Annotated in this window: 18 protein-coding genes and 2 pseudogenes; 9 read left to right on the top strand and 11 right to left on the bottom strand. The window is 59.4% G+C overall.

Annotation, left to right across the window (positions count from 1 at the left end):
* The first annotated feature begins 70 nt into the window (after window positions 1-70).
* Window positions 71-1,102, top strand: a complete 1,032-nt coding sequence (locus MUU54_RS07110) for a glycosyltransferase family 8 protein (protein WP_247243339.1) — start codon at window positions 71-73, stop codon at window positions 1,100-1,102.
* A gap of 68 nt (window positions 1,103-1,170) precedes the next feature.
* Window positions 1,171-2,544 (top strand): glycosyl hydrolase, encoded by a 1,374-nt coding sequence (locus tag MUU54_RS07105; RefSeq protein WP_247243338.1) that lies wholly within the window; start codon window positions 1,171-1,173, stop codon window positions 2,542-2,544.
* A gap of 143 nt (window positions 2,545-2,687) precedes the next feature.
* Here the strand turns inward: MUU54_RS07105 and MUU54_RS07100 are convergent, their stop codons facing one another.
* The 5 genes from MUU54_RS07100 to MUU54_RS07080 form a co-directional block, all read right to left on the bottom strand.
* A complete protein-coding gene (locus MUU54_RS07100; RefSeq protein ID WP_247243337.1) occupies window positions 2,688-3,452 on the bottom strand; it encodes a response regulator transcription factor in 765 nt (254 codons plus the stop codon).
* Window positions 3,453-3,674: 222 nt separating this feature from the next.
* Window positions 3,675-4,397, bottom strand: a complete 723-nt coding sequence (locus MUU54_RS07095; protein WP_247243336.1) for a Crp/Fnr family transcriptional regulator — start codon at window positions 4,395-4,397, stop codon at window positions 3,675-3,677.
* Between the two features lie 307 nt (window positions 4,398-4,704).
* A complete protein-coding gene (locus MUU54_RS07090; protein ID WP_247243335.1) occupies window positions 4,705-5,067 on the bottom strand; it encodes a hypothetical protein in 363 nt (120 codons plus the stop codon).
* 342 nt (window positions 5,068-5,409) lie between these two features.
* On the bottom strand, window positions 5,410-7,242 hold the full coding sequence (locus MUU54_RS07085; protein ID WP_247243334.1) for an ABC transporter ATP-binding protein: 1,833 nt from the start codon (window positions 7,240-7,242) through the stop codon (window positions 5,410-5,412).
* 36 nt (window positions 7,243-7,278) lie between these two features.
* Complete coding sequence (locus tag MUU54_RS07080) at window positions 7,279-8,475, bottom strand: aminotransferase class V-fold PLP-dependent enzyme (protein ID WP_247243333.1); 1,197 nt, start codon at window positions 8,473-8,475, stop codon at window positions 7,279-7,281.
* Window positions 8,476-8,580: 105 nt separating this feature from the next.
* Between MUU54_RS07080 and MUU54_RS07075 the strand changes: the two genes are divergently transcribed.
* Window positions 8,581-9,402, top strand: coding sequence for an IclR family transcriptional regulator (locus MUU54_RS07075; protein WP_247243332.1), 822 nt, complete (start codon window positions 8,581-8,583; stop codon window positions 9,400-9,402).
* Window positions 9,403-9,411: 9 nt separating this feature from the next.
* Here the strand turns inward: MUU54_RS07075 and MUU54_RS07070 are convergent, their stop codons facing one another.
* The 6 genes and pseudogenes from MUU54_RS07070 to MUU54_RS07045 all read right to left on the bottom strand — a co-directional run.
* Window positions 9,412-9,909: a RidA family protein gene (locus MUU54_RS07070; RefSeq protein WP_247243331.1), complete on the bottom strand. Its 498-nt coding sequence runs from the start codon at window positions 9,907-9,909 to the stop codon at window positions 9,412-9,414.
* Window positions 9,910-9,939: 30 nt separating this feature from the next.
* Window positions 9,940-11,148 carry an amidohydrolase/deacetylase family metallohydrolase gene (locus MUU54_RS07065; protein WP_247243330.1) on the bottom strand — a complete coding sequence of 403 codons (1,209 nt, stop codon included), beginning with the start codon at window positions 11,146-11,148 and terminating at the stop codon, window positions 9,940-9,942.
* A gap of 1 nt (window position 11,149) precedes the next feature.
* On the bottom strand, window positions 11,150-12,022 hold the full coding sequence (locus MUU54_RS07060; RefSeq protein ID WP_247243329.1) for an ABC transporter permease: 873 nt from the start codon (window positions 12,020-12,022) through the stop codon (window positions 11,150-11,152).
* Window positions 12,022-12,963: an ABC transporter permease gene (locus MUU54_RS07055; RefSeq protein WP_247243328.1), complete on the bottom strand. Its 942-nt coding sequence runs from the start codon at window positions 12,961-12,963 to the stop codon at window positions 12,022-12,024. Before MUU54_RS07055 ends, MUU54_RS07060 begins: the two co-directional genes overlap by 1 nt.
* A gap of 78 nt (window positions 12,964-13,041) precedes the next feature.
* Window positions 13,042-14,568: an ABC transporter substrate-binding protein gene (locus MUU54_RS07050; protein ID WP_247243327.1), complete on the bottom strand. Its 1,527-nt coding sequence runs from the start codon at window positions 14,566-14,568 to the stop codon at window positions 13,042-13,044.
* 274 nt (window positions 14,569-14,842) lie between these two features.
* A pseudogene (locus MUU54_RS07045) lies at window positions 14,843-15,421 on the bottom strand (ABC transporter substrate-binding protein); the annotation flags it as partial.
* On the opposite strand from MUU54_RS07045, the pseudogene MUU54_RS07040 reads away from it, so the two are divergent.
* From MUU54_RS07040 to MUU54_RS07020, 6 genes and pseudogenes are all read left to right on the top strand, one after another.
* Window positions 15,421-15,726, top strand: a pseudogene (locus MUU54_RS07040) (ABC transporter substrate-binding protein); the annotation flags it as partial. The pseudogenes MUU54_RS07045 and MUU54_RS07040 overlap by 1 nt on opposite strands.
* A gap of 85 nt (window positions 15,727-15,811) precedes the next feature.
* Window positions 15,812-16,756, top strand: coding sequence for an acetamidase/formamidase family protein (locus tag MUU54_RS07035; protein WP_247243326.1), 945 nt, complete (start codon window positions 15,812-15,814; stop codon window positions 16,754-16,756).
* A 96-nt stretch (window positions 16,757-16,852) separates the two neighbouring features.
* Entirely contained in the window at window positions 16,853-17,059 is a 207-nt protein-coding gene (locus MUU54_RS24525) for an ATP-binding cassette domain-containing protein (protein ID WP_312038806.1), read from the top strand.
* Window positions 17,026-17,736 (top strand): ABC transporter ATP-binding protein, encoded by a 711-nt coding sequence (locus MUU54_RS07030; RefSeq protein ID WP_281433245.1) that lies wholly within the window; start codon window positions 17,026-17,028, stop codon window positions 17,734-17,736. Before MUU54_RS24525 ends, MUU54_RS07030 begins: the two co-directional genes overlap by 34 nt.
* Window positions 17,631-18,437, top strand: coding sequence for an ATP-binding cassette domain-containing protein (locus MUU54_RS07025; protein ID WP_247243325.1), 807 nt, complete (start codon window positions 17,631-17,633; stop codon window positions 18,435-18,437). Before MUU54_RS07030 ends, MUU54_RS07025 begins: the two co-directional genes overlap by 106 nt.
* A 93-nt stretch (window positions 18,438-18,530) precedes the next feature.
* A complete protein-coding gene (locus MUU54_RS07020; RefSeq protein ID WP_376742071.1) occupies window positions 18,531-19,298 on the top strand; it encodes a FadR/GntR family transcriptional regulator in 768 nt (255 codons plus the stop codon).
* Window positions 19,299-19,357: the final 59 nt, after the last annotated feature.

Here is a 19,357-nt window from a genome sequence, read left to right as displayed (position 1 = left end):
CGAACGCCAGAGCCTCTACTGAAATAGCTTAGGCACGCGTTATTGTTCTTATGCATACCATGGGGTGGCGATGGAGAGAAGGGTCGGATGGGCGATTGAAACAGTACTGATTCACTTGTACTTTATGATGACCTCCATAAGGGTGTTTTGGCTTGAATATCAGTGCATCTTCTACGTGACAGACGAGAATTATTTCCTCCCGACTGCTGTATCTGCGCTTCAGGCTAGGAAGGCGGCGTCCGCGTCAACTGATGTTGTTGTCGTTCTTGCTGAGGACTTCAAACATCGAGCGGAAGCGGCGGGATTCTGTAAATCTACCGGGATCATCTTGCGGGACGGAGCACAAATTCTGGCCGATCGGTTCGCCCAGGTGGACCGGAAGGACTTCAAGGCGCGGATCAGCATTGCGGCTATGGGCCGCCTCCTTTTGTGGGATCTTCTCCCACCCCATTATCGTCAGCTAATCTATATGGATGGCGACACGCAGATTGTTGGCGATCTCACTCCACTAGAGAATGTGGAAGTTCCAAAAGGCAGGCTACTTGCCGCGATGGACTATATGTCGATTGCCAACGCCGCCCAGACAGGCCGTCCTCAGACATACTTCAATTCCGGCGTTCTGAAGTTTGATCCGGCAGATTGGGTCGGGGCGGCAGCGTTCCAGTATTTTACCGAGCATGGAGGTCACCTCCATGATCAAGGTGCGCTGAACACCGTGGCGGGAGATGCCACGATCTTCATCTCGAACCGCTGGAACTTCCCCAGGCAATTTCTCCACCTGGCCAAGAAGCGCCCGGCGATCATCCACTTCGCATCCCACCCTAAGCCTTGGGACGGAGTGTACTTCCCCTGCTCTCGCCGACAAACGACCGTCTATCACGAAGCCTGCAAACCTCATCCGTCCCTTGCACACTTCGTCCTAAAGATCACCCCGCTAAGGCGTTTGAAGTATCGTCTGCGCTCTATTGGAGACCGAATGGCTTATTACCTCCCTGTCTTGGGACGTGGTACAGATCCGGAGGCAATTCGCAGTGTGGTATGTGCTGGGCACCATGACGAGACGGCTCTCTCGCCTTGCTCCACCGCCCAGGTTCCAGTCTGAAGCCGGCACCCGCACCAAGCAGACGCCATCATTCGGCTTGGGCCGCACCTGAGTGAGGAGAGCACCGAATGATCAAGGCGAAGGAGAGAACTGCTAGCTCCCTGCGAGCGGCCGCGAAATTGATGGCCGCTACATTCGCAATCATCGGTTCGATCGAGCTGCCTGTGGCGGCCGGCGAAGTACATGCACAACCGACCGCCAGGTTCCTCGACAGTATTGGAGTGGTCTCCACCTTCGAGGATCGAGGTCAACCTTATGATAGAACGCTCGAAATGCTGCGTTACGGCGGTTTCCGCTGGCTTCGCGGCGGGATTGAAGGGCTAAGCGAGGATGGCCCCTTAACAATCGACAGTTTCCTGCGGCTGCACCGCGAGCTAGGTGTCAAGATCAGCTGGGGTCTGGGCAGTGGCATCAGCGATCTCGATCGCTTGCTTTCGACCGGGCGCACTCTCGCCGAGGCGGGCGCGTTGCTGGCCTTTGAAGGTAATAACGAGCCGAACAATTGGCCGATCACATACAAGGGCCGAAAAGGTGGTGGATCAGGTTCTTGGTTGCCAGTGGCGGAACTGCACGCCGATCTTTATCGGGCGGTGAAGGAAGATCCTTTGCTGGCCGGGTATCCGGTGTGGTCGGTTTCGGAGCCAGGGGCTCAGACCGATAACACGGGGCTGCAGTTTCTCGAGATCCCGGAAGGTGCTGGGACCCTAATGCCAGCCGGCACTCGTTTCGCCGATCATGCCAATGTCCACAACTACCTCTACCATCCGAACGTACCTGAACCTGCCGACAACAAGAGTTGGAATGCCTCCGATCCCTCCAGCACCAGCCCGGTCGATGGCCTTTATGGCAACTTCGGCAGGACATGGGCCAACAGGTACATGGGCTATTCAGAAGAGGTGCTGGCGGACCTCCCGCGGGTGACAACGGAGACTGGTGTGGCGATTAAGGGGTCCGTTGACGAGGCACTGCAGGGCGTCAACCTAGTGAATCTCTATCTGTCGCAGTTCGCCCGAGGCTACAGCTACACCTCGGTCTACATCCTGCGCGACAGAACAGATGAACAGGGTCCTCAGGCCTACGGCTTCTTCCGGCCAGACTTTAGCCCGAGGCTGGCCGCCCACTACTTGCACAACCTCACTCGTATCCTCGCAGATACCGCGCGCCGACATCCGCCAGATCGGCTCGACTACGTAGTCAACCCGCACCTCGAGACCGTCCATGACCTGTTGCTGCAGCATAGCGACGGATCGTTTCAGTTGGTCGTCTGGGGCGAAGCGCTATCCGGCGAAAACATTATCGAAGTTCGGTTGCGCGAGACAGCCAAGCATGCCGAACTCTACGATGTCACCAAGGGCACTGCTCCATTTGCAGTATTCCAAGACCTTTCAGAGATCGAGCTGGTCGTGAGTGACCATCCTCTGGTGCTTAAACTGACCTTCTAACGGTACCCCTCCGACGCGTGACCACAACCTGTTCGCTCATCAAAATCCGTGAAAGTACCGCGCTGGAAAGCCCGCATCCTTCCCGTGTTGCGCTCTCATGCACCAGTGCCAGAGCGAAGCCAAAGCCGCTCAGGTTAAGCCAGTTACTTCAACTTGAAGGCGACCTGCGTTCGGTTGGTCACGTTCAACTTCTTCATGATGTTGCGGATATGGACTTTCACGGTGCTTTCGCAAAGGTTCATCTCGTAGGCAATGATCTTGTTTGCCTTTCCGCGGCGCAAAGCCTCTGCGACCTGGATCTCCCGCGGCGTGAACCCTTCCTGGAGTGGGCTTGTGCCCTTGACCACGGAGCTCAGCGCGTCGCGATTTGCAAGAAGACTACTGGCGGGAACAAAGACGCCGCCGGCCCGGGCAAGCGAAATGGCCTCCGCAGCGACGCTGATGTTGACACTTGTCGGAATGTATCCGCGTGCGCCGCAATCAATGGCCTTAAGTATCTCGCCAAGATCGTCGGAGTCTGCGATCACGATAACGGGAACGAGCTTAAAAGCAGCCGCTACCTCTTCGACTTTGTCACAGGTCAGGGTTCCGTTAGCCTTGTTGCCTGCCATGACCAGAAGAATAGCCGAGGGATTTGCAGGAAACTCGCGTTTCCGCCACTCCTCAATGGATGCCACGGCCGCGATCTTCATTGTGGGATCATAGCTCGAAAGACTACGAGACAAGCACTCCCTATCCAAAACGCGGCTATCAAGAATGAGAATGTATTCGCCTGACTGAGCCTCAGCCCCCTGACCAGCCGTCAGAGAGCCAACATAGTCAATGTCGGCCTTTGTTACGTTCGTGCGTTCCGAGGTCGACGCATAGGCACCCATTTTAAACCTCTTAATTTGCCCCCGAGCATTCATGCTGAGAGAAAAACCAACACTTACCCCCTGCCAAAAGGGCCCTCACTTCACCATTTGTGTTATTTATTAGCCGTCCAGATGACTTTTTCATGGTTATGTTGCGGCTGCATTAACCTGCGTTAAAGATCTAATAAATATACTCGGCGCCGAGTAATCGTTAGACAGAAACGTCATTGATCCCACCTGGGAGGTTGAAGTACCTGCCGTCCATCAGCTGAATCGTCAGGTCTTCTGAAGGCCTACGTCTTCAGTACTGCCCGTCAGGTAGCTCGGGTCGAAATCCACTAGTTCCGCTAGTTTCCCACGATTAAGAAACTCGACCACCCCGTTCCGAAAGGACAAAAGACCACTCAACCGCATCTCCTTCAGAACGCGATTGACGTGGACCGTCGACAAACCAAGAGCATCGCCAATCTCGGCTTGCGTCAAGGGACATTCGAATCCGTCCAAACCAGGACGCATCGACTTGCCGGCGCGGACAGCAAGTTCGAGCAAGAGATGACCGGCGCGCCCGAACGCATCGCGACGCCCGATGCTGGCGAGACGCTCGGTAATGCGCGCATGACGTTTCATCAGTTCAATCGTCATGATCAATGGCACCTGCGATGCGCCGTCACCACCCGTGACGGTCATTCGTCCGGGGATTTCGTAGCAGCTGACGTCGCAAACTGTATGGACCGTTTCGTGCGACATGGCCGCCGAAACTGAGGAAAGAATATCGCCGGGCAGGAAGAAATCCGTCACGATGCGGGTACCATTTGACATCGTCTTGCTTGAGATGAGCCAACCATTCTCGACGAGAAGGAGGCGTGGTGCGGCGCAATCATCGTCGAAGACGGTGGTACCGGCGGGGAACCGGCGCAAACTTGCGCGGCTCAACTGAACACCGCCTTTGCGATGTCCAGGAGTTAGGACCTGTTTATGTACATAACTATCCAAGCCCATGGTACAGCCTATTCCAGCCCAGTAATAGACAATTAGGTATTACCACACTTATTTATTGGCGTAATCTCTTTCGTCTATATTTGCATCAAAGTGATCACTGGTTCAGGTTAACCTGCGGGCTTACGTCGTTCGACCGTTAGGACAGGGCTGGCAGGACGGTGTCGCCATAAAGGATGAGTACGCTTCCGTGATGTCACCGCAGATGCGAGAATCGTGGTGGTTACAGGAGCCTCGCGGAGGCTTGTAGGCCAGCGTCTGCGTCGACGTCATGCCCGTCAAGCCTCCATGGTTGCTGGACAGCGCCTCCTCATTTTTCGCCTGTGCCAGTCAGCCTGAGCGTATCGTTGGCACAGACCGAGCGCTGGCGCTCCTTGGCGGTGGCAGGATAGCACCAGGATATCGATTGGCAGGTCATCGGCGGCGCGAAATCAATGGGCGTCGGCAAGCTGAACATAAGGCACAGGGACCGCTGATCCTCGTTTGAACGCACGCTGTACCAACGGCCGCATTTAACGCATCGCCCGCGCATGCACCAGTTCCTGAATGATCCGTCAGTACGGCGTAGATGCGGCGGCTCGGAGTATTCGAACGGCATCTTTTCCAGCTCCGCCTCGTTCACGTCTACCCCCAGGCCGGGCGCATCCGGCACGACGTAGAACGCTCCATCCATTTTTCGATCTGGCCGGGAAGAGGGTCTTGTTGTCGAAACCCCCAGTGCTGTTCGGCAGGGCTCTGTCTGCATTCGAGCCAGCCAAGTTGGGAACCCACAGCCTTCATATCTGCATTGCTGATATTGACGCTACATGGAGATTCAGGCGAGGAATCTTGATGCCGACGTCGCAGAAGCGACGAGTAGCAAGCGACGGTGGTGTAGAGGCAGCTTTTCGCTTCACTTGCGGCAGTTGCTGCAAGCAGTCGCGGACTGCATGCCGCGTTTGCCGCTTTGAAAAGCTGATGGCGCGCCGAACGGACGAGGTAAATTAACGCCAGACAATACTTCGGCGTCAGTTGGCTAACCAGCTACGAAATGCGCTGCTCCAACCTCCTTGTAGCGGATGGGACTGATCTTGTAGTCCACGGGCCGAATAGGGCTCCTCAACTCCTCGACGGCCATGGCACGTTTGGTTGCTCTACGGCTGGGATCGGGGACCGGCACCGCAGACAAGAGCTTCTTCGTGTAGGCGTGCTGCGGATTGGCAAAGATGGAAGCCCGCGGCCCGATCTCGACAATTTCGCCAAGATACATCACGGCAACGCGGTGGCTGACGCGTTCAACAACGGCCATGTCGTGACTGATGAATAGAAAGGCCAGGTTAAGGCTCGACTGCAGGTCGAGCATCAGATTGATGACCTGTGCCTTGACCGAAACGTCGAGCGCCGAGACGCTTTCATCGGCCACGATCACTTTTGGCTTGAGAACAAGTGCACGCGCTATGCAGATCCGCTGGCGCTGCCCACCAGAAAATTCGTGCGGGTAGCGGGAAGCGATATCGGGAGAAAGCCCAACCCGCAGCAGCATGTCATGGACGGCTTCAAGCGCCTGTTTTCGCGATCCCATCCTGTGCTCGAGGAAAGGTTCGGCAATTGCCGCTCCCACGGTCATCCGCGGGTTGAGGCTCGCGAAGGGATCTTGGAAAATCATCTGGACCGACTTGCGCATCTCGCGCATACCCTTCTTGCTAAGTGCAAGCACGTCCTTACCGTCAGCAACAACGGAGCCGCCGTCCGGTTCGATCAGGCGCATAATCGCGCGCCCAGTCGTGGATTTGCCGCAGCCCGACTCTCCAACGAGCGAGAGCGTCTCTCCTGCATGGAGATCGAAGGAGACATCCTCGACGGCATGAACCCGCCCGCTCAGCCGGCCGAACAGTCCGGAATGTACGTCGAAGCGCTTGGTGAGGTTCTTGACCGCCAGCACCGGCCGTTCCGTCGAAACTGTATCCGGCACCTCTACCGGCGTGTCAGACAGTCCTGTTGCCGTGTCTACCACCGGAAACCGCAACGGCCGCAGATGCTCCTTCATGGAACCGAGCACGGGAACTGCGGAAAGCAATGCGCGCGTATAGGGATGTCTGCCGCGATGAAAGATATCCGCCGTCGCTCCCGTCTCCACCTGCTCGCCACGAAACATCACCACCGTGCGGTCGGCTACTTCCGCGACGACCCCCATGTCGTGGGTGATGAAGAGGACCGAGGTCCCCTCCTCTTCCTGCAGCGTCTTGATCAGGTCGAGGATCTGACCTTGGATAGTCACATCCAGCGCCGTCGTGGGCTCATCGGCAATCAGGAGCTTCGGTTTGGTGGCCAGAGCCATAGCGATCATGACGCGCTGGCGCATGCCCCCGGAGAACCTGTGCGGGTACTCGTCGAAACGCGACGCCGCGGAAGGAATCCGCACCTTTTCCAGAAGCCGGATCGTTTCCGATCGTGCCTCCGCCGCAGATATCGACGAATGCGCAAGCAAGGCTTCCGAAAGCTGCTCGCCGATCGTGAAAAGCGGATTCAGGCTCGTCATCGGCTCCTGGAAGATCATGGCGATTTCGTTGCCGCGCACCTTGCGCATTTCGCGCTCGGGGAGAGAAAGAAGATCCCTGCCTGAAAGTGAAATCCTGCCACTGATGCGGCTCGTGTCAGGCTGCAAAAGGCGCATGATGGACAGCGAGGTCACACTCTTGCCAGACCCGCTTTCGCCGACAATGGCAACCGTCTCCCCTGGCGCCACCTCGAATGACACATCGCGCACAACCTCTTTCCACTCTCCATCGACCAGGAAGGAGGTGGTGAGGTTCTCCACCGAAAGCACCGGCTGCTCGGCGGTGAGAGGCGATGTTTGAAGGACGGCCATGGCAGGTTCCCTTTCAATTAACTCGTCATGCTCGGTTCAATCGGGCCAGCGCAGCATGCCATCGAACCTGTGACGGCTGAGATCCTCAATGGGCGTGGCAATGATGTCGTTGGACGCCCGCGCCCTGTCGAACTCCTCGGCAAGACGGCTGGCAACGACCTTTTCCTCGCCCGGATGCAGGTTGCAGGGATCGAGATAGAAATAGTGATGCTCGACCTCATGGTCGCGGACGATGATCGGCGGTGTCCCTCTGCGAAGGGCCGCCGCCATGTCCCAGGCGGTGATGTGGGCCTCCTGCGGCGAAATGATTACACGCATGCGGTCCAGCGGGTTGTTGGTAGGATCGGGTTCGATGAGCGCAGTGATGCCCGGCCGTCCGTCCAAAGTCTGCTTCCAGAGGTCGAGATAGGAACTCTCGCGCTCGCGCACCGCCTGATGGTCGCGCTTCTCCCATGCCTCCAGCGCCACCATGACGCCGAAGATACTCTCCTTGCCGACCTTCATTCCGCGACCGATCCCCATGTTTTGGAGGAAGGAGTGGCGCACGAGATCTTTGCGGCCCGTGACGATCCCGCTGGTCGGGCCGCCGAGGAACTTGTGACCCGAATAGAGAACGATGTCGGCGCCCTGCTCCAGGAAGATCCGCAGATCGTATTCGGAGGCTGCATCGACGATAACCGGTACGCCCTTCGAGTGGGCGATCTCCACAAACTCCTTGAGATGCAGCAGGCCGTAGTTCACCACGTGGTGCGACACGACATAGACTGCGGCCGCCGCCTTCTCGGTGATTGCCTGCTCCATATGAAAGCGATGGGTTGAGGTTGCCTGCCCGATCAGGACCACTTTGCCGCCACCGAGCCGGATTGCCTGGTCGACCGGCGCGCCGTAGCTGACCACGTGCCCCATCTGGACCAGCACCTCGTTCTTTTCCGGCGCAACATCTGGCAGCTTCTCGATTGCAAGCAGGTTCTCGCCCGTGATGGCGCCAGCCACGGCAAGGCTGATGCCGGCTGAGCAGGATGCCGTCACAAAGCCTGCTTCTCCTCCCGTCAAACGCGCAATGACGGCGCTTGCCTTGCGCTGCAAATCGGTGATCTCGACGAACTGAGGCAGGATCTGCGCCATAGCCTCTATCGCCTCCGGCACCACGATGGATGCGCCGAGACTGGTCATGGTGCCAGAAACATTGATTACCTGGCGCAGGCCAATGGATGCGCGCATGTCTTCAGTCATTCTTCATCTCCAGTACGAGCGGCATCGTCACCAGCTCGACAACTATTCCACAGTAATGTAGTAAGCTCTCAAGTTCACACGAGGAGCAGACAGTTGGACGCCAAGATGTCATCGCGCACATCCCCCCTCGAAGCCAAAGCCACTTCCGAGAACACGGGCAGAGGAGCGCGCCGTTCGCGCGTCAGCGGCATCGACCGAGCGCTGCAGATCATCGACCATCTGTACGAGACCGGTGCGCCGGCCGGCGCTTACGCAATCGCCAAGGCGGTCAAGGCGCCGCTCTCCACCGTCTACGTCATCATTGATGACCTGGTGGAAAAGAACATGCTCGCCCGAACGCCGGACGGCTCGATCTGGCTTGGTTCGCGCCTGTACCACTACGGGCTTGCCTATGCCCGATCGCTCGACTTCATGAGCGTCGCTACCCACGAAATGCACGACCTCTGCCGCATCTCCGGCGAGACCGTCCAACTTTGCGGACGCGATGGCGACCATATGCTCGTGCTGGCCATGGCCGATGGGCCGAGTCCCTTCCAGGTTGCCTCCCGCGTCGGAACACGCGTGCCGCTGAACTGGACAGCGTCCGGACGCCTTCTCGTCGGTCATCTTCCACAGGCCGAGAGGATGGAACTCTTTCGCCGCTGTGCGCGAACCTCTCCGACCGGCCGGGCGGAAATCGATGCGGCGACGCTGTCGGAGGCTGCAGGGCGCGCCTTCGACGAGCGCTTGTCGATCCAGGTCGCAGAATCCGACTATGCCGTTGCGTGCATTGCCTCCCCCATTGTCGACCGCGAAGGCCATTGTGCCGCTACGATATCGATCGTGCTTCCCGAGCAGAAGGTTCTCTCCGACGAGAGCAGATACACCGAGCACGTGCGCGCTTCGGCAAACCGGATCGAGACGCTGATGGGATGGCGCAACCACTGAGCCTGCCTCTCAATCCTGCAGCGAAACGATCGCCTCGATTTCAACCGTGATGTTGCCGGGGAGCGACCCGAAGCCGACCGCAGATCGCGCATGCTGCCCTGCGTCGCCAAAAACCTCGATGAACAGGTCGGAGCAGCCGTTGATGACCGTGGGATGGTCCTCGAAGTCCGGCACCGCATTGACCATGCCGAGCAGCTTCACCACCCGCTTGACCCGCCCCAGATCCCCCAGTGCATGGTGCATGACCGCAAGCAGGTTGATGCCTGTCAGACGAGCATGGCGATAAGCATCGCCGACGTGGACATCACCTCCCACCTTTCCTGCATGCAGATGTCCATCGACTTCTCTGGGCCCCTGGCCGGAGAGGTAAAGCAGATTACCCTCCTGCACATGGGTGACAAAATTGGCAATCGGAGGCGGCGCGGGCGGTAGCTGAATGCCGAGAGCTGCCAGCCGTTCGTAAGGCGAGCCGGGTTTCAGATCTGCGGCAAGAGAAGAATGTTTCACTAACTGTCCTCGTGGTGGAGTGGCTGCCGGCTAGCGCCAGGCGTACCCGTGGCTGTGACGGACGAGCTTGCGCGCACGCGGAATGTAGCGCCTTGCCGTGATGGCTTCGCATCCGATGACGGCGTAGCGCGGTTCGAACAGCCGGGTCAGACGCGTAACGTCGCCGTTTGAGTCCGTCGCTTCGAGATCCGCGTCGACCAGGTCGAAGATTGTGAAGTCGGCGCGTTCACCAACTGCAAGGCGGTTGTCCATCGAAAGCTTGATCACCGATGCAGGCGCATGCGTCACGGCGTCGACGACCTTGTCGAACGGCATTCCGACCGACAGCAGCTTCGACATGGTGGTTGCGAGATCCCAGACCGGGAAGTTCATCGAATGCCCATGCAGATCGGTCGAGATGGAGAACGGCAGGAGGCCGCGCTGAATTGCAGCCTCGGCCACCTTGAACGAGAAGGACGCGCCACCATGCCCGATATCGAGACGGATGCCCTCGCCCGCGCATTGTTCGGCAAGATTGAAGAGATCTTCGTCTTCCAAGATGCTTGATCCCGCCTTGCCGTTGAAGCAGTGGGTGACCACGTCGCCAGGTCCGAGGATTTCGAGCACCTCGTCATAGAGCGCCGGCGGCTCTCCGACGTGGACCATCATCGGCACCTTGAGGATCTTGGCGATCTTCTTGCCCAACTTGACCGGCGTTACACCCCAGGAACCTGTGATCACATGGCTCGCGCGCACTTTGATGCCGACGATGTGCTCGCTGTTTTCGGCATAGCATTCAAGAATGCGGTCAAGGTCGATGTCCCGGATGTCGCGCAATTCGGCGACGCGGTTGCAGGCAACAAGACCGATCGAGCCGAGATTGAGGAAGGCCTTGATGCGCTCGCGCGACGGTTCGATGATGTATTCGCGGAAGCCGTGGAAGTTGGCTTCCCCAGCAGAGCCAGCATCGACGAGGGTCGTGACCCCACGCTCGGCACCGCATTCGGAGGGCCGAAGCGAAATATCCGTGCCGCCATGCCAGATGTGCACGTGAAGATCGACCCAACCAGGAGAGATGAAGGCATCCTTGCCGTCGATCCGGATCGCATCGTCCGGTGCAGCCAAGCCAGCACCGGTTGCAGCAACGTTTCCGTCGGCATTTACGAGGATGTCGATCGCGCCGTCCAGTGTGGAGGCGCCAAAGGATATCGGCTTCACGTTAGCGAGGAGAACCGGTCTTTGCTTTTCTCCGGATGTCATTTCAGAGTTCCCTTCGGAGTTTAGGATCGAGCATGTCGCGAAGGCCGTCGCCCACCATTTGCAGGGAAAGCACTGCTAGGATGATGGCGAAGCCTGGAAAGAGGGTCATCCAGTCTGCTTGGCCGATATACTGCCGACCCGCGGCAATCATGGTGCCCCAGGTCGGCACCTCGGGGCTGACTCCTAGCCCAAGGAAGGACAGTCCCGCTTCTGCCAGCATGGCGCTTGCAAAAAGGAAGGTCCCCTGAACCAGGATCGGCGACACGAGGTTTCGCAACACGTGCCGCGTCATGATGTGGAAGGTGGAGATGCCAAGCGCTTGCGCCGCTTCGACATAGGGCAGTTCACGGATCACCAATGTCGATGCCCTGACGATCCGCGCGAGCCGCGGCGCATAGACGATCGCAAGTGCAATGATCACGGTTGTGAGCGATGGACCAAGCGCGGCGACGAGTGCGATTGCAAGCAGAATATCCGGAAACGCCATCATTGCATCGATCAATCGCGCGATCGGCGTGTCGAGCCGTTTGAAAAATCCTGCAAGCAGACCAAGCGTCACGCCGATCGCCGCAGACAATAGGACGACGGCAGCTCCCACCAGGAGCGACAGCCGGCCGGCATAGATCGTCCTGGAGAAGATATCCCGGCCGAACTCGTCGGTCCCGAACCAATAGATTTCGCTCGGCGGCTTCAATCGGTTGACGATCGAGAGCTTGGATGGCGAGTAAGGCGCAATCAGCGGTGCCAAGACGGCGAGCAAGATAAAGACGGCGAGTACGGAAACGCCAATCACCACTGTCTTGCGCTTGAGGAATCGCCGCATGAATTTGGCGCCCTCGCTTTTGCCTGGAGGTGAGGTCGCAATTTCTGCCATCAGTAACGCACCCTCGGATCGACCAGCAGGTAAAGCATATCGATCGCAAAATTGATGAGGACATAGAGGGCAGCAATGACGAGAAGAGCCCCCTGGATTACGGGATAGTCCCGTCGCAAGACTGCCGAGACGACGAGATTTCCAACGCCTGGCAGGCCGAACACTGTTTCTGTCACCACGGCACCGGATATTAGCACCGCCGCAGTAAGGCCCAGCACGGTCAGGATCGGGATTAACGCGTTCTTGAGCGCGTGCTTCAGCACGACCTTGCGCTCGATCATGCCCTTGGCACGCGCGGTACGAATATAATCATCTCCCAGCACATCGAGCAGCGAGGCACGCGTGAAACGCAGGATCAATGCAGAGGAGACCAGCCCAAGCGCGATGGACGGCAGCATCAGGTGATACATGCGCTCGAAGAAGCTGGAGTCGGGGCCGCCATAGCCGGAGACCGGAAACAGGTTGAGCCTGACCGCAAAGAACTGCATCAGGATCAGGCCGAGCCAGAAGCTCGGAATGCTCGCCGCCAGCATCGCAACGGTCGTAGCAAGCTGGTCGACCATGGAGCCGCGCCGATACGCCGCATAGATGCCGATTGGAAGCGCGATCGCGCTGGCGATCAGCAGCGAGAAGACGGTGAGGAAGAAGGTTGGCTCGGTGCGCTGCAGAAGCGCCGTAGCAACCGGAATGTTGAGAAAGATCGACTGCCCCAGGTCGCCCTTCAGCAACTGCCCGACATAGATCGCATACTGCACCAGCAGGGCCTGATCCAGGCCGAGGCGGCTGCGTAGATCGGCGATATCCTGTGCCGTCGCGTCAGGCCCGAGCATCACGGCGGCAGGATCGCCAGGCGTGACGCGAACGATGACAAAAACGATCGTCACCACCAGAAACATTACGACGATCATTCCGGCGAGACGCTGAAGTATGTAGCGAATCATTGACGCCTTTTCCCTTGCCCACGGGCGGAACCGAGAACGAAGGCCGGCGGCAGCGCCGACCTTCGTTGATCCGCCTTCTTACTTCGCGACGGAAGCGTTCCAGAAATACGGCCAGGGAGCCGGGTCGACGCCTTTCAGCTTGGCGGACTTGGCCGCGACCGCGTTGAAGTCACCGATCTTGATCAGTGGCAGTTCGTCATAGATGACCTTCTGCACGTTGCCCCAGAGCTCGACCCGCTTTGCAGGATCAGGCTCGGAGGTGAACGGATCCACGGCAGCCTTGCGTGCCGGAGTATCCCACCAGCCAGGCGAGCTCGTCGACAGCGCACCAATCAGGGCCGGCTCCGGCAGGAACGGGCTGTGGGTGATGTAGATATCCCAGAGTGCCGGGTCCGCGCGGCGCTGAGTGAGCGTTGCCCAGTCTACAACCTGCATATCTACCTTGAAGCCGGCGAGCTTCAGGTACTCTGCCGCCACCTGCGCCATCTTGTAATGGAATTCATACTGGCGGCTCGTCAGGATGCGCAGAGGGTTGCCAGCGTAGCCGGCAGCCTTTGCCGCCTCGGCAGCACCTTCGGGGTCCCCCACATTATAGTTACCGTCGACACCCGCTTCCGTGTGCCAGTTGTAGCTCTCGGGGTAGAACGCGCCGTCCACGGCATAGAAGTCCGTGCTGCCGAATGCAGCGGCAAGCATGTCCTCCATGTTCAGCGCCTGGGTAATTGCCTTGCGCATTTCGAGCTTGGAGGAAAGCCCTTCCTTTGTGTTGAAAACGAAGACGGGGTAACCGAAAGGTTTGAGAAGCAGTGGCTCAGAAGCCGACGCGTTCTTCAGCTTGTCGAATGACTCCACGGGAATGGAATCCACGTACTCGTATTGGCCAGAGACGGCTGCCTCAACGCGTGTGTTGGGGTCCGGAACAGGCACGAAACGGATCTCGTCGAGATACTGGTGACGGGCGCCGCCATAGCCGTCGCTCTCGCCATCGCGCGACTTGTAACCATCGAACCTCGTAAGCTGGATGTACTGGTCCGCCTTGCGCTCTTTCAGCATGTACGGCCCGGTGCCGACATACTCGGTCATCGGCTCCGCCTGTTTTTCGGCTGGAATGATGATTGCAGCCGAATTATTGAAGGCAAGCAGTGAGGTCAGCGGCGCATAGGCCTGCGTCAGCTTGATAACCACCGTCTGCTCATCGGGGGCTTCCATCGAGGCGATGAAGCCTGCGGCCTGCTTGCCGCGTGATGCAAGTTTCGTCCAACGCTCCAGCGACGCAAGAACATCTTCAGATGTCATCTCGCTGCCGTCGTGAAAGGTGATCCCGCTGCGAAGCTTGATTGTGTAGGTCTTCCCGTCGTCGCTGATCTCCGGCAGGCTCTCCGCAAGAAGCGGGGTCACGCCCCAGTTCTTGTCGAACGTGTAGAGCGTCTCGAAAATATGCTGCGTTACGATGCCCACCAGGTCGGCTGTCGATGACATCGGATCTAGCGTCGGCGGCTCGCCGATCGTTGCCACGTTGATGACGCCGCCTTTTTCCTGCGCCATCGCGAAGGAAGGTACAGCGATCAGCGCCGTTGCAACAAGAAATTCCAGTTTTCTTCGCATCCGTATTCTCCCAGCTAATTGTTCCGTTATTATGTTATAAGAGCCAAAATAGAAGAATATATTTCGAAGCCGCTGTCAAGCAAGTGCGTCACTCCACGGCTGGGGTCGCTGTGCAGGTGCTGGCGCGGCAAGCAAGAATTCAACAGAAATGGCCGGACGAAGCCACGCGCATTTACTGAGGCGCTCCACCCGGCTCCAGTGCCTCTGCCACTACCCGCTCTTCGGACTAATCCGACCAGCGCCGACGAAGCTGCCGAGAGGCACCCTCAAAGCAGATCATCGGCGCTTCGCCTTCGGTGCCGCCGGCGGCGATCACGTTGCCCTGGGCGAGCGCCCGGACTTCGGCCTTGATGCCCACGGCTGCGAGGTCCTGCTGGATCGACTGGGCGATGCGCGGCTGCGGATCGGGTTGGTGGAAAAGAGCGTGGTCTCGAAGCCGTCGGCATGACCGGCTTTGGCGAGCAGGGCCTTGACCTTTTCTACGTCGAATTCGTAGCCCTGTGGTCCTTGTCATATCCAGGCATCAGCGGCGGAAGCGGCTGGTTGGCGGGCGTGGCGCGGCGTTCAGGATGCGCACAATGCGTTCCTTGTTGATCGCCATGTTGACCGCCTGACGAACCTTGACCTCGTCGAAGGGCTTCACCTTGGTGTTGAGCGTGATGTAGCCGGTGTGGAGCTGTTCGCCATCGACGATCATCTGGGCGCCGTTGGGCGAGTTCTTGATTTCCAGGAACTTCGCCGGCGGAATGCCGTCGCCAGCGATGTCGACTTCACCCTTCTGCAGGCGAAGAAGCGCCACCAGCGACTCCTGGCCGACTTAGACTGTGAACTTGTCGATAGGGGGCACGTCCTTACTACGGCCCGATCCTCGCTGCGCCGGCGCAGTGCAAGGCGGCTGGAACTGGTCCTGGTATTGCAACGAGAATCTCGACAAGCGTGCGGTCGAGGCGGACTCAATGTCCGACCCGGCAAAGACTTCGGAACGTCAGGAAGCCTGGAAGAAGATCTTCACCGACATCATGGCTGACGCTCCCTGGGTCCCGCTCATCAACGAGCGCCGCGTGGTCGCAAAGTCCACCCGCATGGGCGGGTGCGGACAACATCTACATCGATCCGACCCGCGTCATCAAGTACAATGCGATCTACGTGAAGCAGTAAGCCTGCCATGAGCGCTGCCCTCCCTCCGCACGGTCGGAGAGAGGGTCTTCCAGAGGAAACACCACAAACAATCAGAGGCATCGTCATGTGCGTCGCGTGCAATCACACAATCCATCGAGCTCAACACAATTTCGGCTGGAACAAGGATTTTCCGCCGGCGCTGACGGCAAAGCCCGGCGAAACCATCCTGATCGAGTGCCTGGATTCGTCCGGCGGGCAGATCGGCCCTGGCGCGACGCTCGACACTATGGCCAATCTCGATTTCGGCAAGATCAACCCTGTCTCCGGCCCGGTCTACATCGAAGGTGCCGAACCCGGTGACGCGCTGAAGGTCACTATCAACAAGTTCTACCCCTGCGGTTACGGCTGGACGGCCAATATTCCGGGCTTCGGCCTGCTTGCCGACCAGTTCGACCATCCGGCCCTTCACATCTGGACATACGACACCGCCTCCATGGCGCCGTCGGCCTATGGTCCGGGCGGGAAGGTGCCTTTGAAACCCTTTACCGGCACGATCGGCGTCGCTCCGGCCGAGCCCGGCCTGCATTCCGTCGTCCCACCGCGCCGCGTCGGCGGCAACATGGACATCCGGGATCTGACTGCCGGCGCCACGCTCCATCTTCCTGTCGAATGCGAAGGCGCGCTCTTTTCAGTCGGCGACACCCATGCCGCGCAAGGCGACGGCGAGGTTTGCGGCACCGCAATCGAAAGCCAGATGAACGTCGAACTGACGCTCGATCTTGTCAAGGGCGCCAAGCTGAAGACCCCGCGTTTCACGACGACCGGTCCGGTCACTCGTCATCTCGATGGCGCGGGCTACGAAGTGACCACCGGCATCGGTCCTGACCTGATGACCGGCGCGCGCGAGGCCGTGATGCGCATGATCGACCTTCTGGGTGCCGAGCACGGCATGAACTCTGTCGACGCCTACATGCTCTGCTCGGTCTGTGGCGATCTGCGGATCAGTGAAATCGTCGACATGCCCAACTGGGTCGTCTCCTTCTACTTCCCGAGGATAGTCTTCGCGTGACCCAAGACACTGCAAGCTCCGCCCCCGTTCTATCGGTCCGCAACCTCTCCGTCGACGCTTGTACGCCCGAAGGGGCTGAGGCGCATCCTGGACGACGTGAACTTTGAGCTGAAAGCCGGTGAGACCCTGTGTCTGGCCGGCGAATCCGGCTCCGGCAAATCGGTCACCTCGCTCGCCACCATGGGGCTTCTGCCCAAGGCGTCGCTCAAGGTTTCGTCCGGCGATTCCTGCTCGGCGACCGGAACCTGCTGTCGCTGTCCAAACGCGCCATGCGCCGGGTGCGCGGCGGCGATATCGCCATGATCTTCCAAGAGCCGATGACTTCGCTCAACCCCGTGATGACGATCGGTGCGCAGTTGGTCGAGGCGATCAAGGAGCATCGCGAAAACCTGGCGGATAGCGCCGAGGTTCTGGCGCGGCAGATGCTCGGTGCCGTCCACATGACAGAAGCGGCAAAGCGGCTCACCCAATATTCGCATGAACTCTCCGGCGGCATGCGCCAGCGCGTCATGATCGCCATGGCGCTTTCCTGCCAGCCGAAGGTGCTGATCGCCGACGAGCCGACAACCGCCCTCGATGTCACGGTGCAGGCGCAGATCCTGACGCTGATGCGCAAACTCAGGGCAGAATTCGGCACCTCGGTCCTCATGATAACCCACGACATGGGCGTGGTCGCCGAAATGGCTGACCGCGTGGCAATCATGCAGCACGGCCGCATCGTCGAACAGGGCGCCGTCATCGACATCTTCGAAATCCCTATACAACCATATACGCAGGAACTGCTCAGCGCGGTGCCCGCCTCGGCGCGCTCGCCGGCACTGACGCGCCGCCTCGTGTCACCGCCACTCCGCGTCCGGCATCCCCGCCGCTGCCTGTGCTGGAAGTTGCCGATCTCCGCATCACCTATGGCGGCAATAGCGGCTGGTTCGGCCGCGGCAAGGCGCCGCCGCCAACGGTCAAAAACGTCAATTTCACCCTGAAGGCCGGCGAGACGCTCGGCCTCGTCGGCGAAAGCGGCTCGGGCGAATCCACCACCGGCAAGGCCGTGCTCGGCCTTATCCCCTTCGACGGCAGCGTGCGCATCGCCGGACAGGATGTCTTCCAGTCCTCGCCTTCAATCATGCTGCCGATCCGTCGCGCCGCGCAAATGATCGTCCAGGATCCCTACGCCTCGCGATCCGCGCATGAATGTCGGCAAGGCCGTTGCGGAACCGCTGGTCATCCACGGCATCGGGACGGCGCAGGAGCGCAAGGAAAAGGTTGCCGCACTTCTCACCCGCGTGGGCCTGACGGCCGATGCCGCAGAACGCTATCCGCACGAATTTTCGCCGGCCAGCGCCAGCGCATCTGCATCGCCCGGGCGCTTGCGCTCGAACCGACGCTGATCGTTGCCGACGAAAGCGTCGCGGCCCTCGATGTTTCCGTGCGCGCCCGCGTGCTCGACCTGATGCTGGAACTGCAGGAGCAGATGGGGCTCGCCTACCTCTTCGTCTCCCACGACATTGCCGTAATCGAGAAGATGGCACATCATGTGGCCGTCATGCGCGGCGGCGAGATGGGCACTCGCCGCCAGGTGTTTGAGTCCCCGAAGGACAATTACACCCGCGGCCTGATGGCGGCCGTCCCGATCCCTGACCCGCGGCGCCACAGGACGGAGGCCAAGGCCCTGCGCGTCAGCTGATCAAGTGCCACCTTGAGGTCACTATGCCTAAATCAGCGGCAATTACGAATGTGGCCAAATTTTAGGTTGACGCCTCACCGAAAGTGGCGTCCACTGCACCAATCAAGAATTGGTGCAGGAAGTGGTACAGCCTTGAGCACGGTGAAGCACGACAACGCCAACTACGCTTTGGACTGCCTCCGGGAGATGCTGGCGAGCGGCAAGTTTGGGGAGGACGGCCGCCTTCCCACCGAGCGAACACTTTCAGAGACCTTAGGAACAGGACGACGCGCCGTCAGGCGTGCACTGGAAGTGTTGGAATCCGAAGGCCTGATCTGGCGCAAGCAGGGTGCAGGCACCTTTATCGGCGAACGTCCTGATAGTTTGACCGACCACGTCAGCGATCTCGTCGCCGGGACCGACTTCATGGAGATCATGGAGGTTCGGCTGCGGATCGAGCCGCAGCTCGCCCAACTGGCCGCGATGCGGGCCAAGCCGAAAGAGATCGAGCGCATGCGTCACCTCGCGTCCAAGATCCTCGACAGCGATGACGCCGACTCTCGCGAGCTTTGGGATGGTGCGCTGCACCGGCAGATCGCTCAAAGCGCAGGAAACCAGCTCTTTCTCAGCATCTTTGACGTGCTCAACCGGGTTCGGCAGGACGAGGCCTGGCAGGCAATCCGTGAACGCGCCCGTAATGTCGGAAACACAGTTAATATTTCGCTCGCCCAGCATCATGGCATCATCGACGCCATCGCCGAGAGGGATCCTGCACGCGCCGGTGAAGCCATGCGGCAGCACCTCCTGATGCTGCAGGAAAGACTCATCCGGGCCACCTCTTTTGAGCATGAGGAGGCAAATCCGTTCAGCGAAGCCTCCTGAACCGTTGGTTCAGACTGCCACGCCGGCCCCGGCCGGCCAACAAACAAAGAAACCGCGAA

The sequence above is a fragment of the Pseudorhizobium tarimense genome (assembly GCF_022968135.1).
Taxonomy (GTDB): domain Bacteria; phylum Pseudomonadota; class Alphaproteobacteria; order Rhizobiales; family Rhizobiaceae; genus Neorhizobium; species Neorhizobium tarimense.
Note: the sequence above shows the minus strand (reverse complement) of the source record. Positions and strands in the feature narration are given on the sequence as shown.